The following is a 17,369-nucleotide window of genomic DNA, read 5'->3' as shown; positions in this document are numbered from 1 at the left end:
CATGTCGACTACAGATAAAAAGATACGCATCCTTTGCGTCGAAGATGATCCACAGATGCGCACGTTCCTGCTCGCGCAACTCAAGGCCCGTGGCTATCACTGCCAGACGGTCCGCGATGGCGCACAGGCTGTGGATATGGCGGCCATCTTTCAACCGCAACTGGTCTTGCTGGATCTCTCCCTGCCCTCGCTGGATGGACTGAGCTTTCTGCGTCGCTTCCGCGAGTGGAGCCCGGCGCCAGTGATTGTACTCTCGGCCCATGATGAAGAGCCTGTAAAGATCAAGGCCCTCGACGTGGGGGCCGATGATTACCTGACCAAACCGTTTAGCATCAATGAGCTCCTGGCCCGTGTTCGCGTCGCACTCAGACGGGCAGAGGAGACCGAGCGGCTGCGCAATAGCGCCAGCAACAAAGAAGGTCAGCGCCCACTCTACCGCTGCGGCGGCGAGAACGGCCTGATCGTCGATTTCGCCCACCGCCATGTCAGCTCAGGCGGCAACGATGTCCACCTCACTCCCACTGAGTATGATCTGCTCTGCGAGCTCACACGCAACGCCGGCAAGGTCCTCACGCATCGCGAACTTCTCCAGCGCGTCTGGGGACCGGACTACAGCGGCGAGAACACCTACCTGCGTACTTTTATGCGCCATCTGCGCCGCAAGCTGGAGCCCGATCCCTCGCAGCCACGCTTCTTACGCAACGAACTCGGGGTCGGCTACTATGTTCCCCCACCCGACACCGAAAAAAGCCTGACCTGAACCGATCAGACGGCCCGCAGCCTCCAGAGCCGAGTGGGCGCCCGATCATCCTGAGAAATCAAGCCGTTAAAGGCTCTGGATACGCAAATACTCAAATTTACTGGAAAAGCCGGACCCCTGCGGGGCGGCGCACATAAGACCAACATCCAGGGTCGGCACGGTAGTCAGGTAAGCCTGGCGTAGGAGCTGATAGTTGCGGCCATCGAATCCGTATGAGATTTCGATGGTCGGACCCTGGCGCTGCACGCGCAACCAGAAGGAAGCCGGGCTATTATGCAGGCGTACAATCGACCAATCCGAATAATCGCGCGTCACCACAGCGCTCGCGTGCTGGAGACCATCCACAAATTCAATGCCGCACTTGATCCAATTGGCCTCATCCAGGCGCACCATCAGGCCAGCCTGATCATACAGCGCCCGGTAATCGCCACTGATTTTCACATCAGCCTGGAAGTCGCCTGTTTGCTGCTGATAATAAAAATGTCCAGTATCATGAACCGTACCATCGTGCGTCACGCGCCAGAAATCAGTGCCAGGCGCCGACTGTATCATCACCACATCCCCCGAGCCGACCATTTGGGAGCTTCATTATACCAGTCCATACCTGCATTCCTTCCTCAGTTGCTTAGAAATGAAGTCGATGCCCTCAGTATAGTGGAGAACCGAGTTTTCGGCAATATGCGCATATCCACCACGACAAAGTACAGTTTTATGTTCAAGTGCAAGACATACTCATCCCCCAAAAGAAAGAGCAACACAACTCTGGCTAAGCCCAAAAGCTAGTAAGTATTGAAATAATCCTTTTCTGTATCAACTACTTGACACAAAGAAACCATGACTGTATCATAAATATGATACAGTCATAAAACGTTTTATAAGCATCTTGTTATCTTCCTCTTCAAATTAGAAGGAAACTACTATGATTATTCTCGAGATATGTCTGACTATAGTAACCAGTATTGCGCTTCTCGGTCTGGGCTTTTATGGACTCAAGCATAATTTTCCATTGATTGCCACTGAAGAGCAGCTACAGAAGAGTCTGAATCGGTGGCAGGTTTTTGCTGAGGTCCAACCGTCACCAAAAATGCTAGCAGACATAAAACAAAGTTGGCGCTATCTACGTGCCATAACGCTAATTGGTGGAGGTCTGGGGCTAATATTGATGTTGATCGGCGTGGTGATAATTTCATTACTAACGACAGGAACAGTAGATGGCAGCGATGCCGGGGATAGTGCGTTTTTTACGGCTATTACCTATGCTAGCCTCTTCGTAGGATTTGGCATTGGAGGCATATTCGCGGTCTGGCGCTTGCGTAAAGCCGCACAAAGCCATATTACCTATGCAGACCTGCATCAGCGACGACTGTCGGACTATCGGAACGGACTCATTCACTGGCTGCTGGCGCTAGGACTGGTCGAAACAATAGCGTTTAGCTGCTTCTTTGCGCCACATCTGGGATCAACATTACGGCTCCTGCAGAGTAATGGTGCCCCGCTCGATATACCAAATAATCTCTGGATCCTCAGTATCGTGCCGGGTGCAATAGTTGTGATATCTATCGTGGCAGAGCTTTTAATGCTACGTATCGCGCACTTATCGCGCTTATTGGTCACTTCTGATCCAACGGTCTCGCAACGTGCCGATGACATGCTACGAGCGAACGTGATAGGAATGGTGCAGATCTATGCGCTAATCACAATATTCTATCTTGGCCTGCTACAAAATACGTTGATCATACGCAGCCTCTGGGCAGCGGGCTACTGGAAGATGAGCGACCGTCCTTATAGTGCAATTTCCTCCCTTTTCTATTTCTTATTCTTCCTCACATTAGGCCTCGGTGGAGTTTTGGTGGCAACTTATGGGCCTCCGAGAGGGAAAAATTCGGGGCGGCCCTGGCAAACGAAACGGATCAACCAATGAGCAACCTGCTGCTGGGAAGCAACCAGCAAGGCCGGGCAGGCAAACCAGGCAGTGTACCTGTCCGACCCGGTGCAAGGCAGTTAGCTGAGAATTTTGCCTGTATAATAAGCAATCTGTCCAGGGGTCTGGGACTGCTCACGACTGGCGCCACCATGGTGCTGCTTGAAGAGATCGTTCTTAGTGTACTCGTCGAGGGCCTCTTTGGACTCCCAACGTGACACAGCCAGGACGGTATTGTCATCGGCCACCCACAACTCCAGGCCAGGAAGCCTTTGAACTGCTTCATGGCAGGAGCGGCATGCTCGAAACCCTTCATCATTGCCTCCTGCTGCTCAGCAGGAACGGTCACTTTATTTACAGCAATAAACATTGAAATTCTCCTTGGTTATTAATCATTACCGATTAGTCGTATACGACTATCTGACAATATCAATCATACAACCTTTGACCAGAATAGTCAAGGTCGACTATAATATACATACAAGAAATGAGGTGGAAAAACAAGATGGACGAAAGAAGCCTGCTCTTGCTGGGCATGTTGAAATCGCAGAGCCAGCATGGTTATCAAATAAATGAATTTATTGAAAAAAATTTAAGTCGCGTCATCAACATGAAGCGCTCTACAGCCTATACCCTGCTCGATCGCCTATGCGAACAGGGCTATGTGGAACTGCGTATGGAGCAGGAGGGCAATCGTCCGGCCAGGAAAGTCTACACCTTGACGCCCCAGGGGGAACAGAAATTTACCGACCTCCTGCGCGAGATTCTGGAACAGGCCGATCCGATGAGCTCACCTTTTGATGTCGGGCTGATGTTTCTGGATCATATCACCCATGAAGAGCTATTGTCAGCCTTGCAACTGCACTTACAGCGCACCAGCCAGCAAGTGGCCGCTTATGAAGCGGCACCAATGCATGGCTTTGGCAAAGGTGTTGATATCGCCATGCAGCATCGCCTGGCCCTATTGAAGGCCGAACAGAGCTGGCTACAACAAATGCTCACCCAACTCCAGCAGAGTGAATCGGCCGTATAAGTCTTCTTCATAGCAATAGACACAAGCCGTTTCAAGAAGAAACCGTTTCAGGCATTTTGATCCACAAAGATCTATACGAAAAACTTGTATGCCAGCAACGTTCATAAGGTGATTCATTGACAAAGGATTGAACATGAAGTTTCGCCTGAAGCATCTATTTTCGCTGGCAATGCTCAAACAAGCGTTTTTGTTTGTGCATCGCCCCCGTCTGCCCCGTCTCTTCAGAAGAATCGTTCATATTCCCTATGAGACCTTGCTGGCCTATAGACAGGCCAGTGGCTATATCCGGATCGCGCCCACCAGTCCAGCAACTTACCGGGAACTCTATCGGGTCCAGAAAAGCAAGCTTGCACAGGGAGAAAATGAGTTTATCAAAGAGCACCTGCTGCTCGCCACCACGACCACGCTGGCCATCGATCGCCTGCGCCAGCGTTATCCTGAGGCCGTTGAGCTGCTCATCCTCTGTGCATTCATGGGGCCCGATGCCATCCCTGAAAAGATTATCTTTCAATGCGCCCACTACCTCCCAACCTCACTACGCACACTCACCCATAACCAGACACGCTGGCGAATGAGTACGGCGACCCTGCGCAACTACGTCCTGCTGCGCCGCCATGCCCACACGGGCACACTCACCATGCCCAGACTTATACAGGAATTGATACGCGCCACCCAGACACAGGCTGAGCAGGTACGCTGGGCCGAATATATTATCAACCTCACGGCCAGCAGCTTCTCCAACGAGCGACAGGCATCCAGCATGCTCAATCGCTTAATCTTCCCCACGCGCTGCAAGCTATCGGCTACATCAAAGACTGGCACTTCCAATCCTTCGAAGCCTGCACCTTGCTCAATAAGATGAGCTTCTACGCGCAAGATACGGGAGATTATGAGACGGCCATCATCCTGGTCAGGTACGCCCTGCGTATCATCGAAGAACAACTGGGGCCCGATCACCCCAATACGGCTGCCATCTTAAATAACCTGGGCGTCCTCTATCAAGAACAGGAAAAGTTTGAGGAGGCCGAGGCCCTCTACTTACAAGCGCTAACAATCATCGAGAATCAACTACACGCGGATAACGCTCTGCTTGTTACGCGCCTGAAACGCCTGGCGCAGCTCTATCAGAAACAGGGCAAGATCGATCAAGAGCTACCAGTGCGCCAGCGCATCCTCTCGATCCACGAAAATACGCGGGGCCTTGAGCATCTGGATACCGCCAGTAGCCTGCATAGCCTGGCTGACTGCTATCAGGAATTAGGGCAACGCCAACGGGCTAGATTTCACTATGAGCGTGCCCTGCATATCCGTGAGCGCCAGTTGGGCTCAGAACATCCCGATACCCGACAATCACGCCTGCAGATAGAGAAACTGCTTCACGATCAGCCCGGCGAATAACGGTGCGGGAAGGATCAATCGCATTAAGAGGGCATATGCAACAATAAAAAAAGAAATGTACGTGCGGGTCTTGTCCCCGCTTTTAATCTCCCCGCTCAAAAAAGCTGCAAGAAGAGGATTTTGAAGCTATTTGATTGAGCGTATAGCATTGTTATTGTTGCTTTTTCGGGCGGGATCGAATTAAGCGGGGACAAGCCCCGCACGTACATTTCTTTGTTATTGATGCTTTTCGGTGCATAGGCTATCTAAACGGTTAGTCGGTGAGGCGATAGCGTGGAGCAAAGCCGAAGGTGCGCCGCGCCTTGTCGATCGAGAGTAAGGATTCACGTCCATGAAAAGGTTGTGTCAGGACGGAGAGCAGATCGGGGCGAAAGCGCTCTAGCAACTGGACGGTCGGCTCAGGGCAGCAGGTGTCGCTGGCACACAGATTATAAGCACCAAAGCCGGGCAGGTCGGCACATTCCAATGCTTGCTCGATGCCTTCGACCGCATCCTGTATGTGCAACCAGCTAAATAAATCGTCATGCCACACGGCCGTAGGAGGCAGAGTGACAAGGGCCCGCTGATATTGCGCTTCTGACCACACATAGGTGAAGCGCAGGGCAGCCGTTGTCATCCCATAAGCGCGATGAAAGGCCGCACAGGTCTCCTCATTCACCAGCTTACTCAAGCTATAAGGATCTTCGGGTGCGGGCGGATAATCTTCATCCAGGGGCAAACGCGTATAAGGGATGGGATGACGCTTCAAGCGCCAGTAAAAGGTGCCAAAGGCGTTGACGCTGGAAGCGCAGATACAGCGCTGGATGCCCGCCTTGCGCGCCTCATCCAGGACCACAAAGGTCCCCAGGGCATTGGTACGGAAGATAGCGGTCCCCTGATCTGGATTGCCATGGGGAATACCACCCAGATGCACAACGGCATCCATATCCTTTACCGCCTGCGCCACTACTACAGGATCGGTGACCTCCCCGCGCACAAACTGCCAGTTTAACTTGACGGCCTGCGTTACAGCCTTATCCTGTATTTGATCAAAGATCGGAACTGCGGCCGGATCAGCTATGTCCAGCAAGCGCAGCTCATGCCCACGTTGTCCAAGATACTCCGTTAAAGCGCGACCAATAAAGCCCAGGGCACCGGTGATCAATATTTTCATGTAATGGCGTCCTTCCATTCTCGGTTTTTATCAGGAAATGCAGACAATGTAGCGCTTATGGAAAAAAGCAGCTTGCTACAGTGCAGCCTCGCGAATATAGGAAAAGAGGGTCATAGAAAAAACAATAAACTTAAAAATGATCAATAACTCTCAATAGCGGAGCATCGCCCGTCAGTGGACGATGATGGCACATGATAGAATGCGAGGGTGCATCCCACCATAAGATCTACATTGATGAAAGAAGACGGCGCATCTCTGGACCAGGGACGTCAGAAATATACATATAGTGTGGGTCCTGAATGTCCAACCTATCTACATTTATATAGTCAGTATACGAATAAGCGGAAAGTATGTCAATAGAGCAATTTAAGCAAGCCTGAGATCTATGATTTTTTATGAGTTGTGGTAGAAAATGTGTAATGCACATTTTCTACCACAACTCATAAAACGGGTTCGGGTGCGGCAGCGCACGTACGCAAATGAGTAAAATAATATTACCGTTTTTGGGGGTTGCCTGAGAATATTATATTAGAAGGTAATGAGAAGTGGCAAGTAATTTCCACTAAAAACACAGCAAAACAAGAAAGATGCAACTGAGTAACTCTTCAGTGACTGAAACAAGATACGCTTTATGCAGTTATTACTGCTGGTCAGACTGTGAAAAATGAGCAAAATGAAAGATTTTCACACAATTTTCACACAACTGCCTGGATATTCACGCGTTTCTCACTCGTAATCGGGTAAGCTGTGCTTATAGAAAAATAGCGTATCATTCTGGACATACTTTCTTTTCTCCGTCGCACCGGCGGCGATCTCAGTCTGAAAAACGCAATTAGTTGTGCAGAGAGCGTTCTGCCCGGCTGGTTGAAAGGTAAGGTAGCTAGCGGAAGCAGGATGCCCGTCATGCATGACCACAGTGCTGCGAACGATCAGTCGTCGGATAGTGGCCAGATGAATAAGATGGATGGGTCGCCTGCTGATGAGCGATCACAGCCAGTACGTTTTTCGGATACTGTCGTGCCCAACCAACAACCGGGCGGAGGGCCAAAACACATATATAATATCCTGGTGGTTGAAGATGATCCAACACTCGCCACATTGGAAACCGATACATTAACTGCGCAGGGCTATACCGTTGTCACCGTACCTAGTGGTGAGCTTGCGATTACAACTCTCCATCATGCGATTCCCGATCTCGTAGTGCTTGATCTTGAACTTACAGGTGAAATTCATGGCTGGGAAGTATTACAAGTAGTGCGCTCACTGGCACCTATCCCTGTATTGATCACTTCGAGTTCAGTCACCCGCGCACGGCTATATATGCGCCAAAGTGGAGAGACGCGCCTGACTTTGGATCATTTGCCAAAGCCATACCCTTTACAGGCACTTCTTAAGCGCATTCAGCGCATGCTGCCAATCTCACCTACTCACTAATTCTTCTTAGTACCAAAGGAGGCACATATGGACCGCTACGAAGATCGTGATATTCTACGTAAGGGTGGATTTGCCGAGAATGAGGTTGTTCAACTAAGCAAACTTCGTAAAGACTATACAGAAAAAGAGAAGAGCCAGGCTCAGATCATCAATCGCCGTCTGGAGTTCATTCGCTGGCTGGTTTCAACCGGTAAGCTTTCCGATCAGATTGCCTAGTTGTTGAGCGTATACGACCTGGAGATCGGGCGTTTATAGCTGCTCTATAAAGATATGATATGGCGACAATCGTACAGGTTGTCGCTTTTTTGTGGTGTGTCGCCCTCAATCCTCAACATATTCACCCCATCAGCCTTCAATAAGTGCATGTCACCACTTCCACACCATCCTACCCACAATGCAATCTAAGACTGGTTAAGAAGGCTCTTTGTCATCATACCAGACGACCATGCCTTCTTGATCTTTGAAGGAGGCTTCGCGCTGTAATTTCTGCATCTGCTGTGGGGATGGCAGTTTTGACACAGCCCCATGATGCGTGCCACCATATCAGCTGGCGGATCGCAATGTTCTAATTTAGAAAATAGTCGATCGACATCCTCAAAATTGTCAGCATCGTCATCGCTTCGAAAATCGACAGGTGAAACATTCTGCATGTGCATTCCCTCGTTTATCATTCGTATCGGCTACAACTATAGTACGGATAATCAGAGAAAGAGGTTTCAGTTTTTTCCAAGCTTTCTTATCTAATTCTTGTCTAAAACGATTATTTCTAAGCAACTGATAATGCTGCTGAAGCATTTTTCGCTAAAAATGTGAGAAAAAAAGCGGCAAGCTATTGCTAGCTCGCCGCTGCCTGTAAATGCAACCGGGCCACGCCCTGGCGCAAATACCGGTTGCACGGCAGATATTTATGTATATACAGAAACTACCAGACGGTGTACAAAATGTTAGCACTACAGCTTGGCACTAAAATGAAGCACACTACGAATTGATGTTCTCTGGTGTTAACAGACCGCTTTGTGACCGCAGTGCTGTTACCTTTTTTATACTTGATATTTCTGTGCGCTTCAAGTGGATTAAAAGGGATAGGGCCGCCTGGGACCTGACAGCAGGCTTACTTCGGCTACGACAAAAGTACCAGACCCATACCCGGAACTTTTGTGGTTACGCTCATACAATGGGATGTATGGCTGCATGATGAATGGGATCAAGATTACAATTTAACACTGCTCTTGACAAAATACATTAGGGTGCCCTAATATCTTAGTAGCCAGGTCGGATATTAGGTTACCCTAATATCGATGTTTATTTTAAAATTTTTTGTGTGGGAGGCATACGATGCGCTCTCTCCGGTCTTGAGCAGAAAGGATTTAACTTCGTGAGGAAGACGCTCTCTTCATCGATAGCACGCCCCACTCTCCTTGCGGGACGAATTGTACTTATTCTTGGTGCGGTTGTGGTAGCGGCGATTTTAGTATGGCAAGGTATTACGGCGAATGGAAACCCCGATCCGGCAGCCGCCCATATTACTCCAGAAGCGGCCATTGTGAATACGGGTATCCTTGTCTTCCGCGAAGGTCTGGAGTGTATTCTGGTTTTGATGGCGATTACGGCCAGTATGATGGGTAAAAATCAGGGTTATCGCCGCCCAATCGCGATTGGCTCGGCCATTGGTTTTGGCGCTGTACTGTTGACGTGGTTCGCAGTGGTAGGTATTTTGAGTGCGCTTTCCAACAACCTGCCGGCACTGGATATCCAGGCAGCAACAGGGCTGCTGGCCATTATTGTGCTCCTGGTGATTATGAACTGGTTCTTCCATAAGATCTACTGGACAGGCTGGATCTCTATGCACAATAAGCGCAAGAAAGAGCTCCTCAGCCAGAAAAATGAAGAGGGTGCTTCACAGTCACGCCTGATGTCTGGTCTGATCTTGCTAGGTTTCGCCTCCGTCTATCGCGAGGGCTTCGAGGTCGTCCTATTCCTGCAGACCCTGAGACTCCAGGTTGGCTCGCTAATCGTGCTGTATGGTGTATTGATCGGGCTCGCCCTGACAGCCATCGTAGGCTCGCTTACATTCGTACTGCACCACCGACTCCCCTACAAGAAGATGCTCGTACTGACCGGCGTTATGCTGGGAGTGGTCCTGCTGGTAATGGTTGGTGAGCAGGCGCAGGAAATGCAGCTGGCCCACTGGATCTCGACGACCCCGGTTAACCTGCCCATTCCTGCATGGATGGGACTCTGGTTCGCCATCTTCCCAACGGTCGAGACCCTGGTCGCCCAGGCCCTGGCCGCCATCCTGGTCATCGGGTCCTACTTCCTGGCCCGCTACCAGACGGTCCTGCTACCACGCAAAAAGGGAGAGAAGCCCGCAGAGCGTCCCGAGGCTCCTCCCACGGCAGTAGCCGAGCCCAGCCAGGCCTCGGCGTAATCCTTTCGGACCATAACAAAAAAGAGAAGAAGCGGCATACATCGCTTCTTCTCTTTTTTGTTTTTAACGCTCCTTTAGTTATCAATCAAAAAGAGGTGAAGGCGGTCGAGCGGATCAGGCGGTTCAGGAATTGGCTGGAGACGCGCTGATCTACGCGATCGCCGATACGGGCCACCAGGACATTGGCGAGCTCCATACTGACATTGGGTTCGGTGGTGGAATATTCTATAAAGCCCTGCGTCCCAAAGAGGTGCTTGATCAGCTCACGGTAGCGGAACGTGGAGATGCCCAGTCCTTCGGCGTCCCAGTGCCAGGAGAGGCCGATGGCGAAGAAGATCATATCTTCTTTAGCATCTAACTCCAGGGCAAAGGCCAGCGCCTCGCGCGCGATCCCAGGCCGCGCCAGTCCGAACTTACCTCGATAGCCACTTCATAGAGATTTTCTACGCCCTCCCACCATTCATCGGCGGGCGCGATAGTGACCTGACCGATGATCTCGCCAGCCGGCGTGTGGGCTACCGTGAGGGCACAATCGGGGCTACGAGCGATATCCAGTAGCAGTTGATGCTCACGCTCAGGCAGACGAGCAAACGAGCTCAGGCCCCGGTCGGCGCGCAGGCGCTCAATCAACGAGGGCGGGCTGAAATCCCGCAGCAAGACTGGACCACGCATTGTCTGTAGCGTGCGGATGCGCGAAGGCGTGGAGGTACGATTAAGGTGCAACAGGTCAAACAGGTCCGAGAGCGGCGAGCGATGGCGGGCAATCGGAAAAGCCTGGCGAATAGAGGACGGAATCAGGAAGTGGCGCACCTGGCCCACGGTCTGCCGATTGGTATAGTTGATCTCCCAGCGCCGAGGCTGGGGCGGGAAAAGCTCTGCATTATCCATGAATGTGGTCGGGAAATCATCATGGCTGAGCTCCTTGCCCATGATTTGTTGGCCCAGTTGCTCACGCTCCAGCGCGGCCTCCCAGACTGGTTTCCAGCGCTCCCGCCATTCCTGCGGCAGCTGTTCAGGGACCGGCTGCTCAGACATCTCAGCCCACAATATACTCCAGGCGCGCGGCACAACGCTGTAGAGGGCGTAGCCCCCACCACCCAGGGCCACCCAACGGCCATTACAGTAGGTGTGGGCCAATTTATGGGCCAGCTTGATTTGCGCGCTAATGCCCCGCATGGTCAGGCTAAGGTGCGTCAACGGGTCCCATGCATGCGTATCACAGCCATGCTCGGTCACGATAACATCGGGCGCGAAGGCCGTCACCAGTTGCGACAGCAGCGGGTCCATGGTCTCGATATAGCTATCGTCCTCGGTGAAGGGCTCCAGCGGCACATTGACCGAATAGCCACGGCCACTACCATTCCCCATTTCAAGCACATCGCCACTGCCCGGGAAGAGATAGCGTCCCGTTTCATGGATAGAGATGGTCATGACGCGCGGATCATCATAAAAGGCACGCTGTACCCCATCGCCATGATGGGCATCAAAATCAATATAGAGGATTTTAGCCTCGCTCGCCTGCAACACATGCGCGATCGCCACCGCCGCATCATTATAGACGCAGAAACCCGAAGCACGGTCGGACCAGGCATGGTGCAGCCCACCCTGGGGATGAAAGACGTGCAGGGGCCGCTCATCTTCAGAGGCGAAGGTGCCACCTTCAGGCAGGCCCATCACCGCGCTGAGCGCAACCAGCGAGCCACCCGCGATTACGGCCGAGACCTCATGCATCTGCGGGACCGCCGGGGTATCGCTATCCCCGAAACCATAACGTTGCGCCAGCTCGCGCCGCTCCGCCTCCTCCTCAGGACTGATGGTGGGCGAAGGCGGTTCACTGAGCCGCTGCACGGCCGCAATATAAGCGGGATCGTGGATCAGGCTCAGGTCATCAAGCGAGGCCGGGCGCAGATTCATGCGCGTCTGCTCATCGTTGGCATCCCATAATTCACTACATCCCAGCAGATCTACCAGCGCACGCAACCGACCGGGATTCAAAGGATGTTGCTCACCAAAGTCATAATTCAATTCCATCGGATCAAATATCAGGCGAGCTCGGTGATTTGGAAATGAAGGATGTTGCTCAGTCATATCTTAGCGACCTTCTCTCTGCTTACTCAATTGGACGCCAGTAGGGGACTGCCAAACGAGTACTGAATGCCTTCTTCTTTCAGGCGGACCAGTAAAGGTGTGGGGTTGATGGTACCCAGGCGCATCGTGGCCACGGTCAAAGTACCGTTGCTCTGTGGGGCCGCCAGCACACTACGAATATGGACACGCAGCTCCGAGGCCAATAAGAGCGTACGAGCCAGGGGTGTCATATCACTATTGGGGAGCGCAATATCTAGCTGCATACCCGGTTCAAAGGCACCCATCGAGCGCGAGAGCGCAATCAACAGGTCGCTGCGGGTCAGCAGGCCAACCAGGATGGCCCGTGTCTCGCTCTGCACTAACTTATATTCCACCACAGGCAAACAATTTAAACCACGCTCAACCAGCAATTGGGCCGCAGCCGCCACACTGGCCGTAGGCGTCACACGAACAGCGGCGCTATGCATAACCTCCACCACACGCCGTTCCTGCCAGGGCTGCTTGCGCTGGTCCTCTCCCTCCGCCACCGCCGCCGCCAGGTCGATATCCTGGGCATACAGTAGCCCTTCACACGTCAACAACGTCACCTGCACCCCCGCACCATTCGATTGATGGACCCGGCGCGTCACCGGCAAATGATGAAAACCATACTGACGAAACAGGTTTGCCGCATGGGCCAGCGTATCATCGGGCTCAACTGTCGTTAATTTTGTGGACATAATTTCGCGTACAATCATGGATCACCTCCCAGAAAGCATCATGCATCTGGCAAATTCCAGAAGCGAATGAACCCAGAGACTATAGCTGGAGCTGATTGTATGATAGCACATTATACTCATGAATTGCCTCTTAACGATGGGGTCCGCAATACAAACAACCATTACACTTGTCCCCTCCTGTCGAGCACGACACGCGCAACACAGCATAGAGACACCCGGAGGGTGTATTTCCAAACCTATATTCCATCTGGCGCGTATAATTTTGTGTAAGATCAACACAAAAATTATACTCTATTGTATTGAAGGGATATGTTATGAGTACGCTAGAGAACGAAGAACCAACCACACAACGACCCCAGGCCGTGGAACAGGATGATGAACCTACGACTCAATTTCCATCCCAGCCCTCCCAACATCCTGACGCTCCCAAGGCGCAAACGCCAATCGAGCAGCCAGGCGATAAACAGACAGCAGAGGAAGCAGCCGCACAGCCCCAGCCTGCCCCAGCAGAGGCGGAGACTGAAACTGCAGCGCAACCACAAGAGACAGTTGGGCCTGCCAGCCCCGATGAGCAGATCCCAGAACAGGAGCCCACCAGCCCCGATGAGGCCACGGCAGAGCCCATTGCGCAGCCTGAACCAACGTTTCCAGGCACGCAGGCCAGTACCATCCAGGTCCCGATTGAGCAGCTGCCACCCCGAGTAGCGCAATCGGCCCCGTTAGAGGCGAGCATCCCGGTGATACCTCCGATGGAGCCCGAGGACCTGCTGTCGCTGAAGATCGCCGCCGATCCACAGATCTCACCCGACGGCCGCTTGATCGCTTATACGCTCCTGGAATGTACTACCGAAGACAACACAACCCATAGCGCGATCTGGCTCGTTGAAAGCGCTGCCGGCAAGGCGGCCGCACCCCGAAAACTGAGCAGCGGCAGCTATCACGATAACATCCCTCGCTGGTCGCCTGATGGACAGAGTCTGGCCTTTCTGAGTAATCGTTCAGGCATATCCCAGATCTATTTATTAACGTTGAATGGCGGTGAAGCCCAGCAGGTCAGCAACCTACCACAGGGTGTCACAGAATATAGCTGGCATCCCAATGGCCAGATTTTGCTGGCCCATAGCGCCTGGAAGCCACAGGACGAGCAGATCGGCGCAGCCCCCGAACGTTTCCTGAACGTCTATACCCGACTGGGAAACCAATGGGATGGCGCAGGCTACAACCATGGCCGCCACCAGCAACTCTGGCTCATCCCGCTCAGTGGTAACGCGCTGCGCCTCACATCCGAACCTGTCGATCTTGTGCAGTCCTGCTGGTCGCCCGATGGACAAGAAATCGTCTTCTGCGCCAATCGCCGCCCCAACCCGGATTTAAGCGTGAGCATGGCGCTATGGGTCCTGACCCTTTCAAGCGGGCAGATGCGCCGCCTGACGCCTGAAGAAGGGCTGGCCCAGAAGCCTGCCTGGTCACCCGATGGTCGCCAGATTGCCTATCTCTATACCCCGGATCAGACCGAGGCTGGAAATATCGTGCCCTGGATCGTCGATGCACAGGGGGGCACGCCCCGGCTCGCGGTCCCTGGTGCCGACGCCTACACGTGTCAATCCTGGATCATCGACGAGCTGCGCGACGAATATCTGACCGCGCCTCAATGGTATCCTGATAGCCAGGCCCTGCTCGTACCGGTACAGGAGCGCGGCCAGCTCCACCTCTACCGGCTCAATCTCGGTCAGCAAACAAGTGAGCGCCTGACCAATGGGAATGGACGCTATATCAGTCCCCAGCTCAGTGAAAACGGCCAGGCCATTGCCTTTGTGCGCGCCGACTGGTTCACGCCCGGCGATATCTGGTGCATGGATAGCACGGGCAAACAGCCACGCAAGCTGACCCGCGTCAACGACACTATCCTGCAAAGCCACCGCTTGAGCCGCCCGAAACGTATCCACTGGCAAAGCTTCGACGGCCTGGAGATCGAGGGCTGGCTCTATCTGCCCCAGTTGCCCGAAAACGTCAAAGCCCCCTTGATCGTATGCCCGCATGGTGGTCCCTCGCTGGCCTGGGGCGATAGCTATGTCCACGAATTCCAGGTACTGGCTGGGCATGGCTATGCCGTGCTGGCCCCCAACATTCGCGGCAGTGCCGGCTATGGTGAGGCCTTCACCCGCAGCGTCCTCAACGACTGGGGCGGAGACGACTTCAAGGACCTGATGGCGGGCATCGACCATGTCATCGCCACCGAGGCCGTCGATGGCGAGCGCCTGGGTATCAGTGGCCTCAGCTATGGCGGCTACATGACCAACTGGAGCATCAGCCAGACCACACGCTTCAAGGCGGCTGTGAGTCGCAACGGCATCAGCTACATACCCAGCGCCGCCCTGCTCTCCGACCAGACCATCTGGTTCAACCTCTCTATGAAAACGTGGGCGCGCCAGCACGAACGCTCCGCCCTCACCCGAGTCGAGGCCATCGAGACGCCGCTCCTGCTCCTGCATGCCGAAAACGACCTGCGCTGTCCCTTCAACGAGTCGCAACAGCTCTTCGTGGCGCTACGCAAACGCAAGCAGCCAGTCGAACTGATCGGCTACCACGAAACCAGCCACCTGATGGACTGGCCCGCAGTCGGGGCACCACAACAACGCCTTGATCGCCTGCGCCGAACCATCCAGTGGTTTGAGCGCCTCATCTAATAGATACCAATTTGCGGCAGCCCGGTGGCAACTTTGGCCGGGCTGCCGCAAATTTACGTAAAAATGAGTAGATCCGGGTATGCTCTAGTTAGCATAATTACGCAGGCTCTTCTATTTTAGCGGTGGCATATTCTGGAGGGATAGCCTGGCCCCAGCCCCAGTGGGGCATCGGTTCAGGCTTTTCAGGGAGTTCCATGCCCGGCTGCGACATGATCACAGCAATGCGCGTGCCCCATTCGATATAGGCCACGAAGGCCGAGCGAAACTCAGGATCGGTGGGCAGGCCAGCCTCATCGGCGGCGGCGGCAATCATATGCGTCCAGCGCACACGCTGCTCCTCGGTCAGGTGACGGCCGAGATGTTTCGACATCATAGACTGGTGGCTACCGCCATATGGGCCGGTATAGGCGGCAGGTCCTCCAAAGACCTCGGCCAGCCACCAGGCCACATGTTGCGGATGGTCGGCTGGCATATTGGCAAAGATCGGCTGCAACAAAGGGTCTTTTAGCACGTGCTGGTAAAAAACAGTCGTCAGCCGCTCGATAGCTGGCATTCCGCCTGCCCATTCGTAAAGGGTTGGAACTGGCATTTCTCCTCCATCTCTCATATCTATGGGATTCAAATCGCTCTTGTGCGGACGTGCGCTGCCGCGCCCGCACCCGTTTTATTATAGGTTGTATAAAATGTGCGCTGCACATTTTATACAACCTATAATAAAAATTATGAGCTTTCACGCGCAGGAACTCATACAAATTTTCTGGTGTGGTGCAAAAGTGCACACTATTTTCATCACACACATGAGTAGAAGATTTCTTGAGCATCAAAGGCGCTCAAGATTTTTTCTGGTGTGGTGCAAAAGTGCGCCGTGCGCACTTTTGCACCACACCAGAAAAAAAGCTCGGGCGCGCCAGCGCACGTCCGCGCAAGAGCGGCACGCATCCCATGATGATGGGCATCAGACGCACTCGAATATCTAGCAAGCTTAAAATGCTCATGTAATTAAAAAGCGCGTAAAAATAATCCTATACCACTTTTATAACATATCATTTGTAGTTTACAGCCCATATAAACTACTTGTTTCACCCTGTACATTCCTACAGGTTTTTGCGAGGGGACAGTCCTTAGAAACGATGGATCAGGGTGATTGAAGAAGATTATTCTTTCGAAGAACAAGTATAGTGGATGCGAAAAGGAGCCCGCCTACATTCACATATAGACGGGCTCCTATTTAAAATTGAAGAGGAATAGCGCTTTAAGCTACAAAGAGTTGAATCATATAGTAGACAGCGGCAACAGCCAGGCAGATACAATAAATGCCTGCCACGATCTGAGAAATCTTGTTGGTACCAGCCGCATACCTGGGACGCAGACTGAACATGGCCAGGCGAGCCGTGATCAGCAGTACCCCTATAAGTAAGAGAAAATCAATAATTTTAATGACAATATTCGCATTAAAGACTGCATACATAATGACAATGCCCCAAAAGAGAGGATGGCCCCAAGAATATCGGCGGCCGCAATCGCCATAAACAACCCCTCATCATAGGATCGTGCAAGCAACATTGGCGTTGTCTTTAACATAATGTACAGTCCAGCGATGTATCCGATTATACTGAATAAGACCCATAGAACATTTGACATGTACTTTTATCCCCAAAAAAAATTTTTGAGCACGCACTCTCTCCTGCTGCCCATGCAAGATACACATAGCGTACTGATACAAACCTGATGCAGCGTCTGCGTTACCT

Annotated in this window: 17 protein-coding genes; 9 read left to right on the top strand and 8 right to left on the bottom strand. The window is 52.6% G+C overall.

Translation table 11 applies throughout. From position 1 onward, the window contains the following. The first annotated feature begins 1 nt into the window (after nucleotide 1). The gene (locus tag EL645_RS23450; protein ID WP_126552741.1) at nucleotides 2-760 is read left to right on the top strand and encodes a response regulator; all 759 of its coding nucleotides are present in this window, start codon (nucleotides 2-4) and stop codon (nucleotides 758-760) included. 66 nt (nucleotides 761-826) lie between these two features. Here the strand turns inward: EL645_RS23450 and EL645_RS23445 are convergent, their stop codons facing one another. Further along, nucleotides 827-1,312 (bottom strand): DUF1349 domain-containing protein, encoded by a 486-nt coding sequence (locus EL645_RS23445; protein WP_126552740.1) that lies wholly within the window; start codon nucleotides 1,310-1,312, stop codon nucleotides 827-829. 367 nt (nucleotides 1,313-1,679) lie between these two features. Here EL645_RS23445 and EL645_RS23440 point away from each other — a divergent pair, with 367 nt between their 5' ends. Beyond that, nucleotides 1,680-2,681, top strand: coding sequence for a hypothetical protein (locus tag EL645_RS23440; RefSeq protein WP_126552739.1), 1,002 nt, complete (start codon nucleotides 1,680-1,682; stop codon nucleotides 2,679-2,681). An 80-nt stretch (nucleotides 2,682-2,761) separates the two neighbouring features. Here the strand turns inward: EL645_RS23440 and EL645_RS45685 are convergent, their stop codons facing one another. Then, nucleotides 2,762-2,902: a hypothetical protein gene (locus EL645_RS45685; RefSeq protein ID WP_371865754.1), complete on the bottom strand. Its 141-nt coding sequence runs from the start codon at nucleotides 2,900-2,902 to the stop codon at nucleotides 2,762-2,764. A gap of 284 nt (nucleotides 2,903-3,186) precedes the next feature. Here EL645_RS45685 and EL645_RS23430 point away from each other — a divergent pair, with 284 nt between their 5' ends. From EL645_RS23430 to EL645_RS23420, 3 genes are all read left to right on the top strand, one after another. Continuing rightward, nucleotides 3,187-3,714, top strand: a complete 528-nt coding sequence (locus EL645_RS23430) for a PadR family transcriptional regulator (protein ID WP_126552738.1) — start codon at nucleotides 3,187-3,189, stop codon at nucleotides 3,712-3,714. Between the two features lie 133 nt (nucleotides 3,715-3,847). Further along, complete coding sequence (locus tag EL645_RS23425; RefSeq protein WP_126552737.1) at nucleotides 3,848-4,576, top strand: DUF7779 domain-containing protein; 729 nt, start codon at nucleotides 3,848-3,850, stop codon at nucleotides 4,574-4,576. Continuing rightward, on the top strand, nucleotides 4,561-5,112 hold the full coding sequence (locus tag EL645_RS23420) for a tetratricopeptide repeat protein (RefSeq protein ID WP_136625273.1): 552 nt from the start codon (nucleotides 4,561-4,563) through the stop codon (nucleotides 5,110-5,112). The genes EL645_RS23425 and EL645_RS23420 overlap by 16 nt, the downstream gene beginning before the upstream one ends. Before the next feature lie 253 nt (nucleotides 5,113-5,365). Here EL645_RS23420 and EL645_RS23415 read toward each other — a convergent pair whose 3' ends face one another. Further along, nucleotides 5,366-6,265 (bottom strand): NAD-dependent epimerase/dehydratase family protein, encoded by a 900-nt coding sequence (locus EL645_RS23415; protein ID WP_161977621.1) that lies wholly within the window; start codon nucleotides 6,263-6,265, stop codon nucleotides 5,366-5,368. A 903-nt stretch (nucleotides 6,266-7,168) separates the two neighbouring features. On the opposite strand from EL645_RS23415, the gene EL645_RS23410 reads away from it, so the two are divergent. The 3 genes from EL645_RS23410 to EL645_RS23400 all read left to right on the top strand — a co-directional run bounded on the left by EL645_RS23410 (nucleotide 7,169) and on the right by EL645_RS23400 (nucleotide 10,127). Continuing rightward, nucleotides 7,169-7,699 carry a response regulator transcription factor gene (locus EL645_RS23410; RefSeq protein ID WP_161977620.1) on the top strand — a complete coding sequence of 177 codons (531 nt, stop codon included), beginning with the start codon at nucleotides 7,169-7,171 and terminating at the stop codon, nucleotides 7,697-7,699. Between the two features lie 27 nt (nucleotides 7,700-7,726). After that, on the top strand, nucleotides 7,727-7,915 hold the full coding sequence (locus EL645_RS23405; RefSeq protein ID WP_126552733.1) for a hypothetical protein: 189 nt from the start codon (nucleotides 7,727-7,729) through the stop codon (nucleotides 7,913-7,915). A gap of 1,159 nt (nucleotides 7,916-9,074) precedes the next feature. Then, a complete protein-coding gene (locus EL645_RS23400; RefSeq protein ID WP_218031983.1) occupies nucleotides 9,075-10,127 on the top strand; it encodes an FTR1 family iron permease in 1,053 nt (350 codons plus the stop codon). 85 nt (nucleotides 10,128-10,212) lie between these two features. Here the strand turns inward: EL645_RS23400 and EL645_RS23395 are convergent, their stop codons facing one another. The 3 genes from EL645_RS23395 to EL645_RS23385 are packed head-to-tail and all read right to left on the bottom strand — an operon-like array spanning nucleotide 10,213 to nucleotide 12,952. After that, a complete protein-coding gene (locus EL645_RS23395) occupies nucleotides 10,213-10,467 on the bottom strand; it encodes a hypothetical protein (RefSeq protein ID WP_126552732.1) in 255 nt (84 codons plus the stop codon). 14 nt (nucleotides 10,468-10,481) lie between these two features. Next, nucleotides 10,482-12,215: an acetoin utilization protein AcuC gene (locus EL645_RS23390; RefSeq protein ID WP_126552731.1), complete on the bottom strand. Its 1,734-nt coding sequence runs from the start codon at nucleotides 12,213-12,215 to the stop codon at nucleotides 10,482-10,484. Between the two features lie 26 nt (nucleotides 12,216-12,241). Further along, nucleotides 12,242-12,952: a CBS domain-containing protein gene (locus EL645_RS23385; RefSeq protein WP_126552730.1), complete on the bottom strand. Its 711-nt coding sequence runs from the start codon at nucleotides 12,950-12,952 to the stop codon at nucleotides 12,242-12,244. A 296-nt stretch (nucleotides 12,953-13,248) separates the two neighbouring features. On the opposite strand from EL645_RS23385, the gene EL645_RS23380 reads away from it, so the two are divergent. Then, entirely contained in the window at nucleotides 13,249-15,621 is a 2,373-nt protein-coding gene (locus tag EL645_RS23380; protein WP_126552729.1) for a S9 family peptidase, read from the top strand. A 97-nt stretch (nucleotides 15,622-15,718) separates the two neighbouring features. Here EL645_RS23380 and EL645_RS23375 read toward each other — a convergent pair whose 3' ends face one another. Together EL645_RS23375 and EL645_RS23370 are read right to left on the bottom strand one after the other, a co-directional pair. Continuing rightward, a complete protein-coding gene (locus EL645_RS23375; RefSeq protein WP_218031982.1) occupies nucleotides 15,719-16,210 on the bottom strand; it encodes a group II truncated hemoglobin in 492 nt (163 codons plus the stop codon). 663 nt (nucleotides 16,211-16,873) lie between these two features. Further along, nucleotides 16,874-17,089, bottom strand: coding sequence for a hypothetical protein (locus EL645_RS23370; protein WP_126552727.1), 216 nt, complete (start codon nucleotides 17,087-17,089; stop codon nucleotides 16,874-16,876). Nucleotides 17,090-17,369 lie beyond the last annotated feature (280 nt).

It is taken from the genome of Dictyobacter kobayashii, from assembly GCF_003967555.1.
GTDB lineage: Bacteria > Chloroflexota > Ktedonobacteria > Ktedonobacterales > Ktedonobacteraceae > Dictyobacter > Dictyobacter kobayashii.
The sequence above is the reverse complement of the archived record's forward strand: the minus strand, read 5'-3'. Positions and strand labels throughout refer to the sequence as shown.

Excerpts from the sequence above, each read along its gene's own strand:
- EL645_RS23450 (WP_126552741.1), top strand. The coding sequence starts at position 2 with ATGTCGACTACAGATAAAAAGATACGCATCCTTTGCGTCGAAGATGAT.
- EL645_RS23445 (WP_126552740.1), bottom strand. The coding sequence starts at position 1,312 with ATGATACAGTCGGCGCCTGGCACTGATTTCTGGCGCGTGACGCACGAT.
- EL645_RS23440 (WP_126552739.1), top strand. The coding sequence starts at position 1,680 with ATGATTATTCTCGAGATATGTCTGACTATAGTAACCAGTATTGCGCTT.
- EL645_RS23430 (WP_126552738.1), top strand. The coding sequence starts at position 3,187 with ATGGACGAAAGAAGCCTGCTCTTGCTGGGCATGTTGAAATCGCAGAGC.
- EL645_RS23425 (WP_126552737.1), top strand. The coding sequence starts at position 3,848 with ATGAAGTTTCGCCTGAAGCATCTATTTTCGCTGGCAATGCTCAAACAA.
- EL645_RS23415 (WP_161977621.1), bottom strand. The coding sequence starts at position 6,265 with ATGAAAATATTGATCACCGGTGCCCTGGGCTTTATTGGTCGCGCTTTA.
- EL645_RS23410 (WP_161977620.1), top strand. The coding sequence starts at position 7,169 with ATGCATGACCACAGTGCTGCGAACGATCAGTCGTCGGATAGTGGCCAG.
- EL645_RS23405 (WP_126552733.1), top strand. The coding sequence starts at position 7,727 with ATGGACCGCTACGAAGATCGTGATATTCTACGTAAGGGTGGATTTGCC.
- EL645_RS23395 (WP_126552732.1), bottom strand. The coding sequence starts at position 10,467 with ATGATCTTCTTCGCCATCGGCCTCTCCTGGCACTGGGACGCCGAAGGA.
- EL645_RS23390 (WP_126552731.1), bottom strand. The coding sequence starts at position 12,215 with ATGACTGAGCAACATCCTTCATTTCCAAATCACCGAGCTCGCCTGATA.
- EL645_RS23385 (WP_126552730.1), bottom strand. The coding sequence starts at position 12,952 with ATGATTGTACGCGAAATTATGTCCACAAAATTAACGACAGTTGAGCCC.
- EL645_RS23380 (WP_126552729.1), top strand. The coding sequence starts at position 13,249 with ATGAGTACGCTAGAGAACGAAGAACCAACCACACAACGACCCCAGGCC.
- EL645_RS23375 (WP_218031982.1), bottom strand. The coding sequence starts at position 16,210 with ATGCCAGTTCCAACCCTTTACGAATGGGCAGGCGGAATGCCAGCTATC.
- EL645_RS23370 (WP_126552727.1), bottom strand. The coding sequence starts at position 17,089 with ATGTATGCAGTCTTTAATGCGAATATTGTCATTAAAATTATTGATTTT.